Raw genomic sequence first — 16,979 nt, 5'->3', positions numbered from 1 at the left:
AATGTATATTTGTAGCCATGAATTGTGCGCAGAGAATCATATGGTTAATTGGATTGATTTTTCCGCTATGTGCCAATGCACAAACTAAAGTTACCTTAAATTTTACCAGAGCAAATTTTGAGCAGGTTGTAGAAACCATACAACAACAAACTGTTTATCATTTCGCCTACAGCGAATCTAAAATTCCTAAACATCAGGTATCAATCAAGGTAGAAGAAGAGGAGGCCATAAAGGTGATCGATCAATTGCTGCTCAACAGTGGTTATGCCTATTCTCTTTTGCCGAATAATTTAATCGTAATCAGAAAAAATGACGAAGAAAAAATGGGTTCTGATAGTGTCCGTTTTTTAAAAGAGGTTGTAATTACGGCTTTGGGTATCGAAAAAGACAATCATAAAGTTGGCTATGCCTTAACTACCATTCAGGGTTCTTCAATCACCAAGGCAAGAGAAAGTAATATGATTATGGCGCTACAGGGTAGGGTAGCGGGACTTAACATTACTGGTGTAAACGGTGGCCCAGGATCTGCGGCACGCGTACTCATCCGTGGTGTTTCCAGTATGACTGCTGCCTCTCCGTTATTTATCGTAAATGGTGTACCCATTGATAACAGCATTCGTGGAAGTGCAAATGAATATGGCGGGGCAGATTATGGCGACGGCATTAGTAACATCAATCCAGATGATATTGAAACCATTACGATATTGAAAGGTTCTGCTGCTTCGGCTTTATATGGCGCCAGGGCTGCAAATGGTGTAATCCTCATCAACCTGAAAAGCGGTGGAGAAAATACCGGACCAAGGCTGGAGTACAATGCAAACCTGGCCTTCGATGTGCCGGTTAATTCTACCGATTTTCAATATTTATACGGTCAGGGTACACAAAATAAACGTCCTGCCGATCTGTACAATGCAATTACCACGGGTTTGTTGAGCTGGGGAGAACTTATGGACGGTAAATTAAGCCCTCAGGTAGATGGCTCTATGCGCCCTTATGCTCCTGTTAAAAATAACATCCAGACTTTTTACCGTACCGCCCCGGCCTTTATTAATACGCTGTCGTTGGTTGGTGGAAATACCAATAACAACTATCGTGTTTCAGTTTCCAATTTAGATTACAATTCTGTTTTAAGCAATGGAGCTTTGAACCGGAAAACGTTAAATTTTTATGGTAAAGTAGCGCTAAGCCCTAAAATATCATTGAGCTTCACCGGTAATTACATTTACGAAAGGAACAAAAACAAAAGCTACCTCAGCGATGGCCCTTTAAATGCAAATTATGGTATTTCAGCTTTGGCCACCAGTTTAGATCAATCGATCTTAGCCCCTGGTTTTGATGCTGAAACAGGTTTTGAAACGCGTTGGAATGCGGATGAATATAAAACTAATCCTTATTTTTTAATGAACAAACAGGCTGATTATGCCAATAGAAACCGTTATATCACATCTGCTGTATTAAAATATAGGTTGGCCAGCTGGGCATCATTGCAGGGCAGAATTGGCTACGACTCGAGTAAAGATGAAGTGGTGAGTATTTTACCTACAGGGACTGCGTTTTCCATTAACAGGCAGGGCGGAATGAACGCCTATGATCAAAACCATACTTCAGAACTCAATAGCGATATTTTATTCAGTGCAACCAGAAATCTGAGCGATAAATTGAACCTCGAATTTTCAATGGGCGCAAATTATCGCGAAAGAAAGGGCAATACCGAAAAACTGAAAGGATCGCAGTTTAAAGTGCCGTATCTCTATGTTCCAGAAAATCTGATTACCAGTACCAAGACACTGGCCATCTCCAGAATTGTAACCGAATCGGCTTATTACACTGCCGATCTCAGCTATCAGCGTTATCTTAACTTCTCCATTACCGGACGTTACGATATCTATTCTACCTTGCCTGCTAACAACCGGGGCATATTTGTACCTGGCATATCGGGCAGTTTTATTTTTTCAGATCTGTTGAATTTGAAAGCCCTCGATTTTGGTAAATTGCGGTTGGATTTTGCAAAAACAAGTGGCGAACCCATCGTTCCATACACCACACAAATCTATTATACCGTAGATAATCAGGTAAACGGCGTGCCTGTAGGTGGTTTTTCCGGCGATTTACCCAATTACAATTTAAAGCCATTTACCCTGAATGAAATAGAGGCAGGCCTCGACCTTAAATTTTTCAATAGCCGTTTGGATGTCGATTTTACCTATTTCAATCGCATTACACACAACGAAATCATCAATGCAAAACAATCGGTTACCACAGGTTTTACCTCCGCCTATGTTAACCTTGGCGAAACCCGGAACACAGGGATAGAACTGGCTTTAGGCTATACGCCCTTGCTTACAACAACGGGCAAATGGCAGGTCAACTTTAACATGACCAAGGTAAAGAATACCCTGCTTTCTATCGATGGTAACAGTAATTATACCCTGACAGGTACCTATCGGCCATTAAATGCCAATACTGCGCTGGTGGTTGGTAAACCGATTACGCAGATTATGGCCTACGATTATCTGCGGGATGCTAATGGAAACATCATTATCGGATCGGATGGCATACCTAAGCGGGGTAATTTTATTCCTATGGGCGGCACCATGCCTACTTTATATGGAGGGATAACCAACAGTTTTAGCTATAAACAGTTTAGTTTTTCCTTTTTGATCGATTATCGCTTTGGCAATAAAATCCTATCAGCAACAGAATATTACAGCTATGTGCTTGGCTTAAATAAGGGAACTTTAGTGGGTAGGGAGACAGGGATTGTGGCCGATGGCGTGTTAGAAAATGGGCAAAAAAATACCATTAACATTCCCGCTTATGCCTATTATCCTGAACTGGCCACCAATATTTCTGCATTATCGGTACTCAATGGCAGTTTTATCAAGCTGAGGCAGGCCACATTAGGTTATTCTTTTAGCGAACGTTTTTTAAAAAGAACACCTTTTAGTAGTATAGGGATAGATATGGTCGCGCGGAACCTGTTTACTTTGCTTAAATACACTAAAAATATTGATCCTGAGTCGCAGTTCTCGCCAACATTGGGTTATGCCGGGATAGAAGGGGCTTCATTGCCTGCAACACGTACATTTGGGGTTAATTTTAATTTTAAATTCAAATAACATGGACATGAGAAAGTTGTGTGTTTTGGGTGCGTTTTTCCTGGCTTTAATGGGCAGTTGTTCTAAGGAAAAGCTGGATGAAATCAATACCGATCCAACCAAACTCACAGAAGACAATTATGATCCCAACAGCTTGCTTGCACAGGCACAGTTAAAATATGCCAATTTGGGCTATTACCAGCTTCTGTATCAGAGTACTATGATGCAGTTGCTTGCCTCAACTTATTATTATTACAACAATGGTGATAAATACATCAATGTAGGCAGCTTTACCGATTATCAGGGCCGGATTTTTGACGAAGGTTATGCCGATGCCTCTTACATCAGAGAGATGCAACGACTGGCCAGATTAAAAGATCCAGCGGCCTATAAAAACCTGATTGCGATTGGTGATATTATGTTTGTGTTGATTTTGCAACGGATTACCGATACCTATGGTGATGTGCCCTATACGCAGGCTGTTAAAGCCATGCAAGGGATTAAATATCCCGTTTACGACCGCCAGGAAGATATTTATGCCCAAATGCTGAACGACCTCGAAACGGCTACAGCACAACTGGACTCCGAAAAACCCGGACCAACGGCTGATCTTTTTTATAAAGGCGATATAAGCAAGTGGAAAAAGTTTGGCTACTCGCTAATGCTCAGGATTGCGATGCGCTTAATCAAAGTCGACCCGGAAAAGGCAAGGCTCTGGGTAGAGAAAGCTGCTGATAAAACTTTTACAGGCATAAACGATAATGCGATCCTGTTAACCGATGCTTCTTCTTTTAACAGCCAGAATGGAACATCGCTTGCTTTAAGAACATTTTCCGACTATTTGGAAGTGCGTTGGAGTAAAACATTAATCGATCAGTTAAAAAATACCAATGACCCCAGGTTAAGTATAATTGGCGAGGTACCAAAAGACGGGCTAGCCAAAAATGCCGATCAGAACCTAAACGGAAATACCGATGCAGCTGTTCAGTTGGGTATGCCTAATGGATTTGATCTACAGGGTGGGGCAACTGATATTAGCCTTTCGCCAAATTACCCAGGAGGCACAGGTACCGGAAGCGATTTTGCCCCGCTCGGAAAGTATTCCAGACCACGCACCGCGATGTACCTTAAACTAGGTGGTCCAATTTTTATCCTGAGTTACGCTGAAATTGAATTCTTGCTTGCAGAGGCTAAAGTGAGGGGATGGAATATAAATGGAACCGCAAACCTGCACTACACCAATGGCTTAACCGGCGCAATCCAATCGCTTGCACAGCTGGATCCATTAGCTGCGGTTGATGCCAATAAAATTACTGCATTTGTAAACCAGAACCCGCTTGATGAAAGCAGTACACAAAGCGCATTAAGCAGCATAAATGTGCAATACTGGGTAGCTACCGGTACCAATTTTAATTTTATAGAAGCCTGGCTAAACTGGAAAAGAAGCGATTTCCCTAAACTTACTCCCATCAATTATAAAGGTAACGTTACCAATGGCACCATTCCGAGGCGGATGATTTATCTTTCAACAGAGGTGCTGAACAACCCCCAAAACTATAAAGATGCTGTAGCAAGAATAGCTGGAGGCGATGTGCTTACCTCAAGGGTTTGGTGGGATAAGTAATCAATCGGAGACAGGCCTGATCAAAGATGTCTTACAAGATAAGAGCGGTTTTATAGTTGAAGCAGTGGCATTAAAACTCATACATATTGTTTGCACGTAAGTTTTCGATGGCTAATTTGGCATCGGCAATTAGAGGCTGTTGTTTTCGCGTACCCTCTTCTATTAGGATTAAGGGCTTATACCCGTATTGACTAAAAAATGATCTGGTATGCGCTTGATAATCTCTTAAAAAATCAGTTAAGGAAGCTAGATCTGCATCAAAGCCTTCATTTTCAAAGTTAAACTGACAAGAACTTTTGTAAGAGATAAATACCTCGTCGCCAATTGAAAATGAAACGTTAATGTCTCATGTGTTTGGCCCAGTGGGGCTAACAACTTCTTTATCATCTGAGATCGCGTCTACACAGTAAAGGATGTCAAAGGTGATGAACATGGTGTTTATTTCTCCAACTTTCTCTCCGGTAATTTCAAAACCTGATGAATAACCCCAATCTATTTGGCTTTCTGCAAGAAATTCATCATTATAGATGTACTCACTTATTGTGATGGGTTTTACATTAAATATTTTCATTGGAGCGTATTCTAAAAGGATTGATCTTGTTCTTTTGTGAAACTATTATCGTAAAAAGCGGTTTTTTTATAATTTATTTAACCACTAAGGCACAAGGATACATCTCCCGAATATAAAAAATGCCATCGTAAATATCCGTCCACGATGCAGAATCAGTAAAATGATACACACCCTTCATCAGAAAATGTTTTTTATTGCCTGGATTTTCTTCACGAAACTGCTTAAAGTTTACAAAAGAATAGGGAACAGTTTCAGGAATCCAGGTTTCGAAACTATTCTTCGCTGGTGGATCTGCAGGATACTTTTTGTCGATGGTAACTATACCGGAGGTTCCAACTCTAGAGTTAAAACCTAAGATATAAGTTTGTTCGTTAAGCTGTTGATCCGCTGTGAAAAAATTGCCCATCGTTTTCATCTCATCTCCATTAGGCCGTTTCGATTTTTTTATTAGTTCGGGATGTTTAAGGATATGCGCATTATGCGCCCAAACAATTATTTTTTCTTTTGGAAACTTGTATTTTAAGAGCCATTTTAAATTTTCGGCCATTTGTTTATCTCTAATTTGGTTGTAATCACTACCCTTGCTTAAAAAAGAAATCTCACTTTTCGTTAAGGCGTTTAAGCTTTTAAGTAGCATGGTTTCAAAAGTGGTCGTATCAGTTACGGAAAGTTCACGGTTAATTTGTTGTAATGCTTCCTTAAAATTTCGCTGTTTTTGAAGATTTTTATTATACGTTATTGAGTCGATAAAGGAAAGAAAATCTATTTTATATTTTTTACTGTTCGTGTAGTTTATCTTCTTACTTTTCAGATAATTATCAAGAAATGTTTTCAGCTTTTCTCTGCTATAAAGCCCATGTACTTGATTATCAAAACCAGATATGATAAGTGGCTTTTTATCGCTAAAAGTTTTTGACACATAATGGTAAAATAGGTCATCGCAGGAATTACATTTGGTCCATATACTAAAAATATTGTTTAAGAGGAAAGGATCAATTTTAGACTTTTGTTTTTCCAGTCGATCCCAGCCCTCATTCAATGCAAAAAAGTCACTCTCAAAGGCCAAAACATTGAATCCTTTCTGTTCATGAAGATATTTAACTAATCTTGTTTTCGCTAGAAAAGTTGGCGAGTCGCCATGATCCTGTTCGCCTAACATCACCACCCTGGAATTACCAATCGCTTTTCCAATGGCCTGCAATTCAGAGAAATCAGTTGAATCTGGCGATATGGTCTGGATATCAATCCGTTCTTCTGCTACAAACAGTTTTATATCTTTTTGCGCGCAAGACGAAAAAATAATTAAAATGAATACGAAGGGTAGTAATCGGTTTAGCATATTTTGTTATTTGATCAGTTTTGATAGGTGTATGGATATTGCGGATATGATTATAGAAAAGCTTTATTTATATATCAAGCTTCTCTCAAATTTTACTAATTAGAGTGAATATAGTCGAAATCATAATAATATTAATGTTGTTCAATTAAGAGAATAGCTATTAATAATTCTTTGTGAAAATAATTATCTTAAAGTTGTTTACTGATGATCGGCCATCTCTAAGCCTACAAACAAAATATGCCTTTAAGGTTAAACTTAAAGGCATATATCCAGATTAAAAAATGAATTTTACGATTTTATCGCTTAAAACGAATACGTTAATCCTCCGAAAATATTAAATCCGTTTACCTGGTAGTATAGGTACCTGCTGTAATTTGTATTTAAGATATTGTTTGCTTTAGCAAAAACAGAGAATTTTTTGTTGATGCGGTAATCAGCACCAAGGCCTAAATCTACATAACCTTTAACCGTTTTAATTTCTTCTATCAATGGATTTGGAATTAGATACTGATCAGGATTAACTGGATTGGCAATGTTTACTTTTGCTTTAATATCATCCTGGATTACAACAGCAGCATTAAAGCTTAGTTTTTTATTGTAGGTATAAACAAAGTTCGAGCTTACTTTTAAACCCGGTTTAAACCAGGAGTAGGTCTCTGAAGCAGGCTTCCAGTCGTCGATGTTTAATTTACCGGTCCATTTTAAGGCATCGCTTACCTGAACAGAAATTTCACCTTCTAAACCTGTTAATTTGGTTTTACCGAAATCGTATATTACATCAAATTTGTTAAAATCAGTAAAGTTGTTGATGAATAAAGGCATATCATCAAATTGTTTTACATATACACGTGCTTTGTAACCAAAACCCGGGCCACCGGTACCTTTAATTCCAGCGCTGAAGCTTAACTTTTCAACCGTGTTTCTAACCACGATATTGCCGTTTAACCAAGGGTTCTCGTCAGTAAAGCCTTTTAACGAATTTCTGTTTACATCACCTTTAACTTCTCCGAAAACCTGTAAATAATCAGGAATTAAAGTGAAATCGGCGGTAACGGCAGGGAAGATTCTAGAGCTGCTAACAGCACCAAATTCTTGTACGAAATTAATTCCCGCCGTAATTTTAGCGCCTTTAACCTGTAAACGGATGTATGGGTTTAAACGCAACAGATTATTGCCAACGCTGGTTAAAGCATCTTTGCTATTACCGAATTCGGTTGATGCGGCTAAACCTAAGTTTAACGAATTAATACGTTTGTTAACATAACCGTTTAAACTCAGGTAGTTTTCTTTTGCGTCGAATTTATCATTCCAGATGTAGGCATTGGCTTTTAAGGCATAACTAAAAGCATCTTCATCTTCGGTAAAGTTTTTTACCAGTTCACCTTCCAGTTCAATGGTGGTTAAGGCTTGTTTATCAGGATTAGGGTTTAGTGTAGGCCTGGCATCGTCTATGCCATAAAAATAAGTGCCGTTGCGTTCAAAATTAATCCGACCACTTACTGTATTCTGATCTAAAATGCTGCGGCCAAAAACACTTAATTGTTGGTTGCTGCTATTTTGTTTGTTCAGCTTTCCTTCCTGACTAAAATGTTTAAAGTATCCACCAACCTGTAAACCTTCATCTTTACCGGTGTTAAAATAAGCTTCGCCCAAAAGGGTAGCCAACGATCCGAATGCACCTTTTACATAGTTGTTAACCAATATGCTTTCTTTTTCTTCGGCTAAGGCTTGTGCCTGTAACTTTTGGATATCGCTGTTCAACTCCAGCTTTCTATCCAAAATGCTGTAGTTCAATTTTGCTTTGTAGGTTTTTACATCATCCAAATTCGGGCTTCTTCTCAGCTTTACAGCTTCTGCCAAAATTGGTTTATATGGACGAACCACCTCAATCTCTTCGTTTACAACTGTTTTTTCATCGGCCTTTTTATCCTGCGCTTGTGCAGTCATTAATCCAGCAGCTAAAAAAAACAGTGAACTATATATATATTTAATCGATTTCATAATGCTACTTCTTCTGGTTTAGTTTTTCTAGTTTTTCTTTGGCTGTCGGGATGATATCATCCTTGCCTTCGTAATTATCAATTATACTGAGAAGAGTACTTTTTGCTTGTAAATTATCTTTCAGGGCCACATAATTATCAGATAAAAGGATAAATGCCTTCGCTACCCAGTAATCATAAGCGGCCATATTATTAACCAGATCAAAACAGGTTTTAGATGAGGTTTTGAAATCGCCTTTGTTGTATTCTAATAAAGCTAAATTGTATTTCGCTTCGGCAGCGGCAATGGTTTTTGTTTTAGCCACCACATTTTTAAACTCTTTTATGGCGGTGGTGGTATCGCCTTTCAACAAATAAGCTTTACCCGAATATAAACTCGAACTGTTTTTTTCTTCCTCCGAAGCTTTTTCAGATTCTTTGGTCAGCTGTGCGTATTTAAGCATGTCATCAGGCATGTTTAATGCGGTGTAAGCCTTTAACAAATTATTGATGGCAAAACTATAGTGCGACTTGTAATCGGTTGTAGTTTCTAATCTTTTCAGATAAACAATCGCTTCGTTATATTTCTTCTGATTTAAGAACACTGTTGAAATACTTACCAAAGAACGTTCAGTGTAATCGCTCGTCCAATCGTTTAAGATAAATTCGTAATCAGGAATCGCTTCATCGGGCCTGCCCAGTTTCACCAACGATTCTGCCCTGATAAACTTAGCCTCTTTCTCATGTATCGCTTTAGGGAATTTGTCGAAATAAGCATTTATCGCCTGGAATGCACCATTGGCATCACCTTTTAGATAGGTATTATTGGCTGCGGCAAAAACGATATTGTCTTGCTCCGAGCCCGAGTAATTTCCAAGTGGGGTTGTAGCGGCATAAGTGATAAAACCATTTGCATCGCCACGATCTACATAAATGTTCTTGATCGATTCCATGGCCTGTTTAGCCTCGTCGGCAGTTGGATAATCGCGGATTACCTTTTTAAACGATTCTAAAGCGGCATCATCCTGATCCTGGTTGTATTGAACCAAACCAATAGTAACTAAAGCTTTTGCTACATAACTACTACGTGGGTATTTGGCCACCAATTCTACCAGATCTGATTTAGATTTATCAAAATCGCCTTTATTGAAATAGGTATAAGCGGTTTCGAAACCAGCATCATCTGCATAGTTTGAGTTTGGAAAAGCCTTTAATAAACTCTGCATGGTTACAATTTTTGCATCATACTGCGTTTCCAATCCCTGGATCATTCCTTTTTGGAAAGTGGCGTAATCTTCTGAAGTGGTATTGCGGCTGATGATCTTGTTGTAATTCGCCATTGCATCACCATAGTTTTTGTTTACGAAATATGAATCGGCTAAGCGGATGGTAGCATCATCAATCGTTTTTTGGTCTTTATCGCTACCCGCGAGGAATTTTTCGAAATAAGTAGCTGCTTTGCTGTATTTTTCATCTTCGAAAGCTGCATAGGCCAGTGCGTAGTTTGCAAAATTGTAAACACCGGTTTTATCTGCATCTGGCATTTTTAAGAATTTCTCGAAAGTGGTAACTGCTTCACCGAACTTACGCAGCTCGTACATCGATTCAGCTTTCCAGTAGGTATTTAATGCATTGATCTCGTTGTCTTCAGGGAACTTCTCAGAACGCAAAAACATCGATAATGCATTTGGGAAAGCCCTTTCGTTGTAAAACTCTAATCCGCGGAAATAGGTAACTTTCTGGTAGGCTTCTTTTGCTTCCAGGGTTTTATCCGGAATAGGTTCTAAAATATCTACAGCTGCCTGATAATTTTTAGTAGTTAATAATACCTCGCCTAATAAAGTTTTAGCTTCGTTTATTTTACGCGATTTAGGGAATGCTTTTAAGAAACCTTGTGTAGCTTCTAAAGCTTGCTGATGAAATTCGAGTTCGTAGCTTAATTTGGCATAATTTAACCAGGCCTCTTCCTGGATTGCTTTATCAAAACTTAAACGTGATGCCCTGAAGAAAGCACTCTGAGCCTTTTGTTTGTTGCCCAATTGGATAAAGGCTTTACCCAAAGTATGCATACCATTTTGAAGATAAACGTCATCGGTATTTAGTTTTTCTAAAACAGAAACCGACTCTTTATACTTTTTATTCTGAAACAAAGAGTACCCGTATTGGTATATGAAGAGGTTATTTTTTGTTTCGCTTTTATCTTTTGCATAATATTCTGCGAAGTATTTCTCCGCATTTTTGAACTCTGATTTTGCAAAGTACGATGCTGCCACCAAACTCAACATTTCTGGTTCGAACTGCTGTTTGGTTTTTTGAATAGCTGCTAAAGCATAGCTGATTACATCATCGTAACGCTCGTCAAGATAATACATCGAAGTGATGTAATATGGATAACTCGCCTCATAAGTAGGAGAGCCCTTTAACTTTTCGAAGTTGGCCAATGCCGTTTTATACTCTTTGTTTAGGTAATTGATATAAGCAAAGTAGTAGGTGGCACTTTCCTGAAAATCGCCCTCTTCTTTTTTAACTTTTTCGAATAAAGGTTCTGCTTTGTCGTAGTCTTTAAGTTCGAAATAGGCGTAACCTTGTTTAAACTGGTATTCGTTTCTTTGTTTGCCCGAAAGTGTAGAGGGATCTGTTTTTTCGAACCATTCTAAAGCTTTTTTATAGTTTTTCTGGTTGAAATAAGTTTTTCCAACGTAGAAATAAGCCAGTTTGGTGTTCGGGTTTAATGGATAATCGCGGATAAATGCCTGAAATAAACTTTCGGCATCGCTATTGGTTAACTCTAGTGCACAAACAGCAGCGTAAAATTTTGCATTCTCTTTCAGTAAAGATAATTCAGCGTTGCTCTCCGCTTGGGTAGAAGGTTTATAACGTTGCAGCTCAACAAGTTTAAACTGTTGTGCAGCTGCAGTGTATTTTTCTTTGTCTAATAACTCTAAGCCCGTTTGATAGTTTTTGTTGAGGTTTTGCACAGCGCTAACCTGAGCGTAGGTGCTAAAACTTCCTGCTAAAATTAGCGGAATTAGTAAGTATTTTTTCTGCATTGGTTTCAAATATGGTTGGTACTAAATTAGAAATAGTATCAAAGCTTATCAACAGAAGTAATTAACATCTGTTAATAACACAAATTAACGATAGGATTTTTGGTTTGGTATTAAGGGATGAACGAATGTGGAAAAATGAGTAAGTTGGTTCAGTTGATTTGGTTAACTGGTTAATCGTTTAAATCGGTTAACTGTTTGCGAGGTGTTAAATGATCAATAAACAATTATCAATAGATTATGCTTGTCTCTGCAATATTGACTAGTGACTGCGGACTTAGAACTCCCAACTCCAAACGCTCAACTCAAAACTAACCCTGACTTGCCAACAGATACAGCACGGCCATTCTTACTGCCACTCCGTTTTCTACCTGTTCCAAAATGATCGATTGTTTGCTATCGGCCACATCGCTTGTAATCTCAACCCCTCTGTTTATGGGACCAGGGTGCATTACAATGATTTCTTTGTCGAGATTATCTAAGATCTGCTTGTTTAAGCCGTACATCATGGCGTATTCCCTTAGCGATGGGAAATATTTAATGTCCTGGCGCTCCAACTGGATACGCAGCATGTTTGCTACATCGCACCAGTTCAGGGCTTTAATTAAATTATGCTCAACTTTTACTCCAAGTTGATGGATGTGTTTGGGAATTAATGTTGTAGGACCGCAAACCATTACTTCTGCGCCTAAGCGCTGCAGGCAAAGGATGTTCGATATGGCTACGCGTGAGTGCAGGATATCGCCCACTATTACTACTTTCTTGCCAGCTACATCGCCCAATTTTTGGCGGATGGAGAAAGCATCAAGTAAGGCTTGTGTTGGATGTTCGTGCGCACCATCTCCGGCATTTACAATCTGCGCTTTAACATGTTTACTTAAAAACTGACCAGCACCCGCATAAGGGTGGCGCATCACAACCATATCAACTTTCATTGATAAGATGTTGTTTACAGTATCGATCAGGGTTTCGCCTTTGCTTACTGATGAAGATGAGGCCGCAAAATTCACCACATCGGCCGAAAGCCTTTTTTCAGCAAGTTCGAACGAAAGTTTTGTGCGGGTAGAGTTTTCGAAAAAGATATTGGCAATAGTTATATCACGGAGCGAAGGAACCTTTTTTATAGGTCTGTTAATCACTTCCTTGAAATTATCTGCAGTTTCGAAAATCAATTCGATATCATTCCGGTTAATATCTTTAATGCCTAAAAGATGTCGGGTTGATAGTTTTTCTGCTGCCATTTTTATTTATTATTTTTATCTGTTTTATTATATTGTTTTAATTGTCAGATAGAGCTTCCATGCCAAAATAATCCTTTTGTAAGGTGTTTAGGCTAATTTTGGCAAGGGTGGTTCCGATATTAAAATCACTTTGTCTTCACTTCCTTCACTCGCCCAGGTTACTTTTACCTGTTGTGAATTTAAGCTATCTACTTGATGGCCAATGTAATCGGGCTCGATAGGTAAATGTCTGCTAAACCTACGGTCTATTAAAACCAAAAGTTCCACTTTCTCTGGGCGGCCATAGGCAAGCAAGGCATCAAGTGCTGCCCTAATGGTTCTGCCCGTCCAAAGTACATCATCAATTAAGATTACTTTTTTACCTTCGATGATAAAATTGATTGAGTTGCTGCTTGCGGTAACCAATCCGTCTTTACGGCGGAAATCATCCCTAAAAAAAGTAATATCAAGGTTTCCCTTCAAGATTTTCTTGTTTTTTAAAATCTGTTCAAGATCCTGATGAATGCGATCTGCCAAAAAAATACCCCTCGGCTGGATGCCAATTAAAACGGTATTTGCGAAATCGTCGTGGTTTTCAATTAATTGATGGCAGAGCCTCTTAATTGTAATCTGAATTTTTTGTCCGTCAAGAAGTGTTTTCTTTTGCATTGAAGAAGGATTGGGCAAATATATAAAAATGTTTTAAGGTAAGAAAGTTGAAGATAGATTGTTTTATAGTTACACTGTTAAATTGTTCAGTTACAACATTTAAAAATCGTTTTTTCTTTTTGCAATGTCTTTGGAAAGCAATAGCTGTTTTTCATCTCAATATTGGTCCGGCTGTACACTGTAATCCCGATTTTCAATCGCGAGCTGCCATTTCTACTCGGTTTAGCGGTCAGTTTCTGCAATTATTCCGAGTCAAAAACCTACCTGTTATATTCGTCAAATATTTCTGTCTCCACTTATCAATTAATGTTAATTCGACATTCCTAAGATATTTTTTTTATTAAAAAGCTTTATTTTTATAGCATATGATTCAGCAACCAATAATCTTTTTCGATGGTGTTTGTAATCTTTGTAATGCATCGGTTCAATTTGTTATTGCGCACGATAAAAAAGATCAGTTTAAGTTTACTGCACTACAAGGTTATTACGCCAAAGAAATTCTACCGCAATTTAATGCTGATTTAGAAAAGTTAAATACGATTTTATTGCTGGAAGATGGAAAACTCTATACTAGATCTTCAGCGGCATTGCGTGTAGCCCGAAAACTTAATGGATTAATTCCACTTCTTTATGCATTTATCATCATTCCTAAATTTATCCGCGATTGGGTTTACGATATTATTGCCAAAAACCGTTACAGATGGTGGGGCAGGCAGGAGAGTTGTTGGGTTCCAACACCCGAGTTGAAAGGTAAGTTTATAGCTTAACTTTGTTACCATTTTTCTTTCTGCCCGGCGACCAAAGCCAAAGTGTTAAAATGATTAACGGTATAGTAATGCTTAAAGCAATTACAATCATAATTGCTTTTTGCTTAACCATGTCTGCATCAGTAGAAGTAAATACATAAACCGTTTCTTTAATGGCAAATATGGTTAGGATAGTAGAAAGGACGGCAAATAGTTTACGCATGGTTAATTTTTTAATGCAAAGATTGCATTAATTTTTAAAAACAAGAAAGATGATGAACTAAATTCAGTTCGACCTAGTAGAAAACAAAAAAGTCAGTCGGATTTCTCCAAACTGACTTAATTTAACTAAATAAATGAAAATTAGTCTGCCGTTTTAACGGGCTCAAGGTTTTTTAGTTCTTCTTCAGAGAACAATCTGTAATGAATTTTGAACGTTTTTTGAAGCGGGGTTTCTAAAGAAAAACCACCTACACCAAATCCATCTAATACATCTAAAGTAAAGTGCGAGAATTTCCAATATTCGAAGAGGTCTCTATCTACCCAAAATTCGCAATCTTCAACTTCGCCCAAACAAACATCGCGCATGCGCAGGTAATAACCTCCCTTTTCAAAACATTGGGGCTGTGTACCCTCACAACATCCGCCAGCCTGGTAAAACATGAGCTCCCCATGCTTTTCTTTAAGTACCGCAATTAACTCTTTTGCTTTTTCTGTACTGTCTATTCGCTTGATCATGATCGGTTTTTTTAGGTTTGAAATGGATTTTTAGAAAGAAGCTGTAGTATAAAATTCAACTCGAATTGTCACGTTGAGCTTGTCGAAACGTTTTGCCAATGCAGATTTAATTCAGTCCTTCGACAGCCTCAGGATGACAATTCTATTTATGATGCAGCCTTTCAAACTAACTAAAAGAAACCTAATTTATTTTTATCATAAGAAATAAGCATATTTTTGGTCTGACGGTAGTGGCCCAACATCATTTTGTGGTTTTCTCTGCCCACACCCGATTGTTTATAGCCACCAAAAGGAGCACCTGCCGGATAAGTATGGTATTGGTTTACCCAAACACGACCTGCTTGAATGGCTCGCGGTACCTGATAAAGCTCATGCGCATCGCGTGTCCATACACCAGCACCTAAACCATACAAAGTATCGTTTGCAATTTCAATTGCTTCTTCTACTGTTTTGAAAGTGGTAACGGCCAATACCGGACCAAAAATTTCCTCCTGAAAAATCCTCATTTTATTGTGGCCTTTAAAGATGGTTGGTTTGATGTAGTAGCCACCACCAAGTTCGCCTGGTAATTCATTAATTTCTCCTCCAGTTAAAACTTCAGCACCTTCTTCCCTACCTAGCTTAATGTAAGCAGCAATTTTTTCGAACTGTATTTTAGAGGCCTGGGCACCCATCATCACTGTTCTATCTAACGGACTACCTATTTTTATTGCTTTGGTTCGCTCGATTACCTTTGCAATAAATTTTTCATAAATATCCTCCTGGATCAATAAACGAGATGGGCAGGTACAAATTTCGCCTTGGTTTAAAGCAAACATTACAGCCCCTTCTACAGCTTTATCTAGAAAAGCATCATCTTCGGCCATCACCGAACTGAAAAATATATTTGGTGATTTCCCACCAAGTTCGAGTGTAACCGGGATAATATTTTCGGTTGCATATTGCATTACCAATCTGCCCGTAGGGGTAGAGCCCGTAAATGCTGCTTTTGAAATTTTAGGATTGGTTACTAAGGCACGTCCAAGTTCAGCACCAAAACCGTTTACCACATTTACCACGCCCGGAGGCAATAAATCGCCGATTAATTCCATTAAAACCATAATCGAAACAGGTGTGCTTTCTGCCGGTTTTAAAACCACACAGTTTCCTGCGGCGAGGGCAGGCGCTAGTTTCCAGATGCCCATTAACAATGGGAAATTCCAGGGAATAATCTGCGCCACTACACCAATCGGCTCGTGTACGATCAATGAAACTGTATTTTGATCGAGTTCTGATAATGAACCTTCTTCGGCACGGATTACACCAGCAAAATATCTGAAATGGTCTATACCCAAGGGTAAATCGGCCGCTAAGGTTTCTCTAACCGCTTTTCCATTATCTATGGTTTCAACCGTTGCCAGGTATTCGAGGTTGTCTTCCATCCGTTGTGCAATTTTGTTCAAAATGATGCTTCTTTCGGTAGAAGAGGTTTTGCTCCAGGTTTTAAATGCTTCATGTGCGGCATTTACGGCTAATTCTAAATCTTCTTTGGTGGAGTGTGCTGCTTTTGTAAATACTTTTCCATCAATCGGTGAAATATTATCGAAGTAAGCACCTTTAACGGGCGCTACAAATTTCCCTCCGATATAGTTATCGTAATGGGTTTTGAATGACGGTTTTTCAATTAAATTTTCCATAATTATTATTGATTATTAAATTTTTAAAAGCCATCATGAGCAGTTTAGGTATAGGATTTTAAAGAGATTGCTCATCATGATTTTTGCAGTTATAAGATTTGGTTAATACAAACCTAATGGCAAAGCGGATGGAGCAGATAGTATAATCGGATCAACTGATAGCACTATCGTTTCAGGTTGTGTAACCATATTGTGTTATGCAGCCGATAAATGGGGATTGAGTCGTGTATCAGCTATAATAGGTTTTTGCCGTTACAATATAACTAGATGAA

At 38.5% G+C, this 16,979-nt stretch carries 12 protein-coding genes; 3 read left to right on the top strand and 9 right to left on the bottom strand.

The features are described from left to right. Positions 1 to 17 precede the first annotated feature (17 nt). Both EYS08_RS21405 and EYS08_RS21400 read left to right on the top strand, forming a co-directional pair. Positions 18 to 3,119, top strand: coding sequence for a SusC/RagA family TonB-linked outer membrane protein (locus tag EYS08_RS21405; RefSeq protein ID WP_131032025.1), 3,102 nt, complete (start codon positions 18 to 20; stop codon positions 3,117 to 3,119). A gap of 7 nt (positions 3,120 to 3,126) precedes the next feature. Continuing rightward, positions 3,127 to 4,722: a SusD/RagB family nutrient-binding outer membrane lipoprotein gene (locus EYS08_RS21400; protein ID WP_131032024.1), complete on the top strand. Its 1,596-nt coding sequence runs from the start codon at positions 3,127 to 3,129 to the stop codon at positions 4,720 to 4,722. 346 nt (positions 4,723 to 5,068) lie between these two features. On the opposite strand, the gene EYS08_RS21395 is transcribed toward EYS08_RS21400, so the two are convergent. The 6 genes from EYS08_RS21395 to pyrR form a co-directional block, all read right to left on the bottom strand. Next, the gene (locus EYS08_RS21395; RefSeq protein ID WP_131032023.1) at positions 5,069 to 5,293 is read right to left on the bottom strand and encodes a hypothetical protein; all 225 of its coding nucleotides are present in this window, start codon (positions 5,291 to 5,293) and stop codon (positions 5,069 to 5,071) included. Between the two features lie 73 nt (positions 5,294 to 5,366). Then, entirely contained in the window at positions 5,367 to 6,632 is a 1,266-nt protein-coding gene (locus EYS08_RS21390; protein ID WP_131032022.1) for an erythromycin esterase family protein, read from the bottom strand. 303 nt (positions 6,633 to 6,935) lie between these two features. Continuing rightward, positions 6,936 to 8,633 (bottom strand): porin family protein, encoded by a 1,698-nt coding sequence (locus EYS08_RS21385; RefSeq protein ID WP_131032021.1) that lies wholly within the window; start codon positions 8,631 to 8,633, stop codon positions 6,936 to 6,938. Between the two features lie 4 nt (positions 8,634 to 8,637). Continuing rightward, positions 8,638 to 11,661, bottom strand: a complete 3,024-nt coding sequence (locus EYS08_RS21380) for a tetratricopeptide repeat protein (protein ID WP_131032020.1) — start codon at positions 11,659 to 11,661, stop codon at positions 8,638 to 8,640. Between the two features lie 308 nt (positions 11,662 to 11,969). Further along, positions 11,970 to 12,899 carry an aspartate carbamoyltransferase catalytic subunit gene (locus EYS08_RS21375; protein ID WP_029279355.1) on the bottom strand — a complete coding sequence of 310 codons (930 nt, stop codon included), beginning with the start codon at positions 12,897 to 12,899 and terminating at the stop codon, positions 11,970 to 11,972. A gap of 87 nt (positions 12,900 to 12,986) precedes the next feature. After that, positions 12,987 to 13,547, bottom strand: coding sequence for a bifunctional pyr operon transcriptional regulator/uracil phosphoribosyltransferase PyrR (gene pyrR, locus EYS08_RS21370; RefSeq protein ID WP_131032019.1), 561 nt, complete (start codon positions 13,545 to 13,547; stop codon positions 12,987 to 12,989). A 365-nt stretch (positions 13,548 to 13,912) separates the two neighbouring features. On the opposite strand from pyrR, the gene EYS08_RS21365 reads away from it, so the two are divergent. Then, positions 13,913 to 14,314 (top strand): thiol-disulfide oxidoreductase DCC family protein, encoded by a 402-nt coding sequence (locus EYS08_RS21365; RefSeq protein WP_131032018.1) that lies wholly within the window; start codon positions 13,913 to 13,915, stop codon positions 14,312 to 14,314. Here EYS08_RS21365 and EYS08_RS21360 read toward each other — a convergent pair. The 3 genes from EYS08_RS21360 to EYS08_RS21350 form a co-directional block, all read right to left on the bottom strand. After that, positions 14,304 to 14,516 (bottom strand): hypothetical protein, encoded by a 213-nt coding sequence (locus tag EYS08_RS21360; protein ID WP_131032017.1) that lies wholly within the window; start codon positions 14,514 to 14,516, stop codon positions 14,304 to 14,306. The genes EYS08_RS21365 and EYS08_RS21360 overlap by 11 nt on opposite strands. A gap of 140 nt (positions 14,517 to 14,656) precedes the next feature. After that, on the bottom strand, positions 14,657 to 15,031 hold the full coding sequence (locus tag EYS08_RS21355) for a DUF779 domain-containing protein (protein WP_131032016.1): 375 nt from the start codon (positions 15,029 to 15,031) through the stop codon (positions 14,657 to 14,659). A 170-nt stretch (positions 15,032 to 15,201) separates the two neighbouring features. Then, positions 15,202 to 16,707, bottom strand: a complete 1,506-nt coding sequence (locus EYS08_RS21350; protein WP_131032015.1) for an aldehyde dehydrogenase family protein — start codon at positions 16,705 to 16,707, stop codon at positions 15,202 to 15,204. Between the last annotated feature and the right edge of the window lie 272 nt (positions 16,708 to 16,979).

This window comes from Pedobacter kyonggii (assembly GCF_004310665.1).
Taxonomy (GTDB): Bacteria; Bacteroidota; Bacteroidia; order Sphingobacteriales; family Sphingobacteriaceae; genus Pedobacter; species Pedobacter kyonggii.
This window is presented reverse-complemented; position numbering and strand designations above follow the sequence as displayed.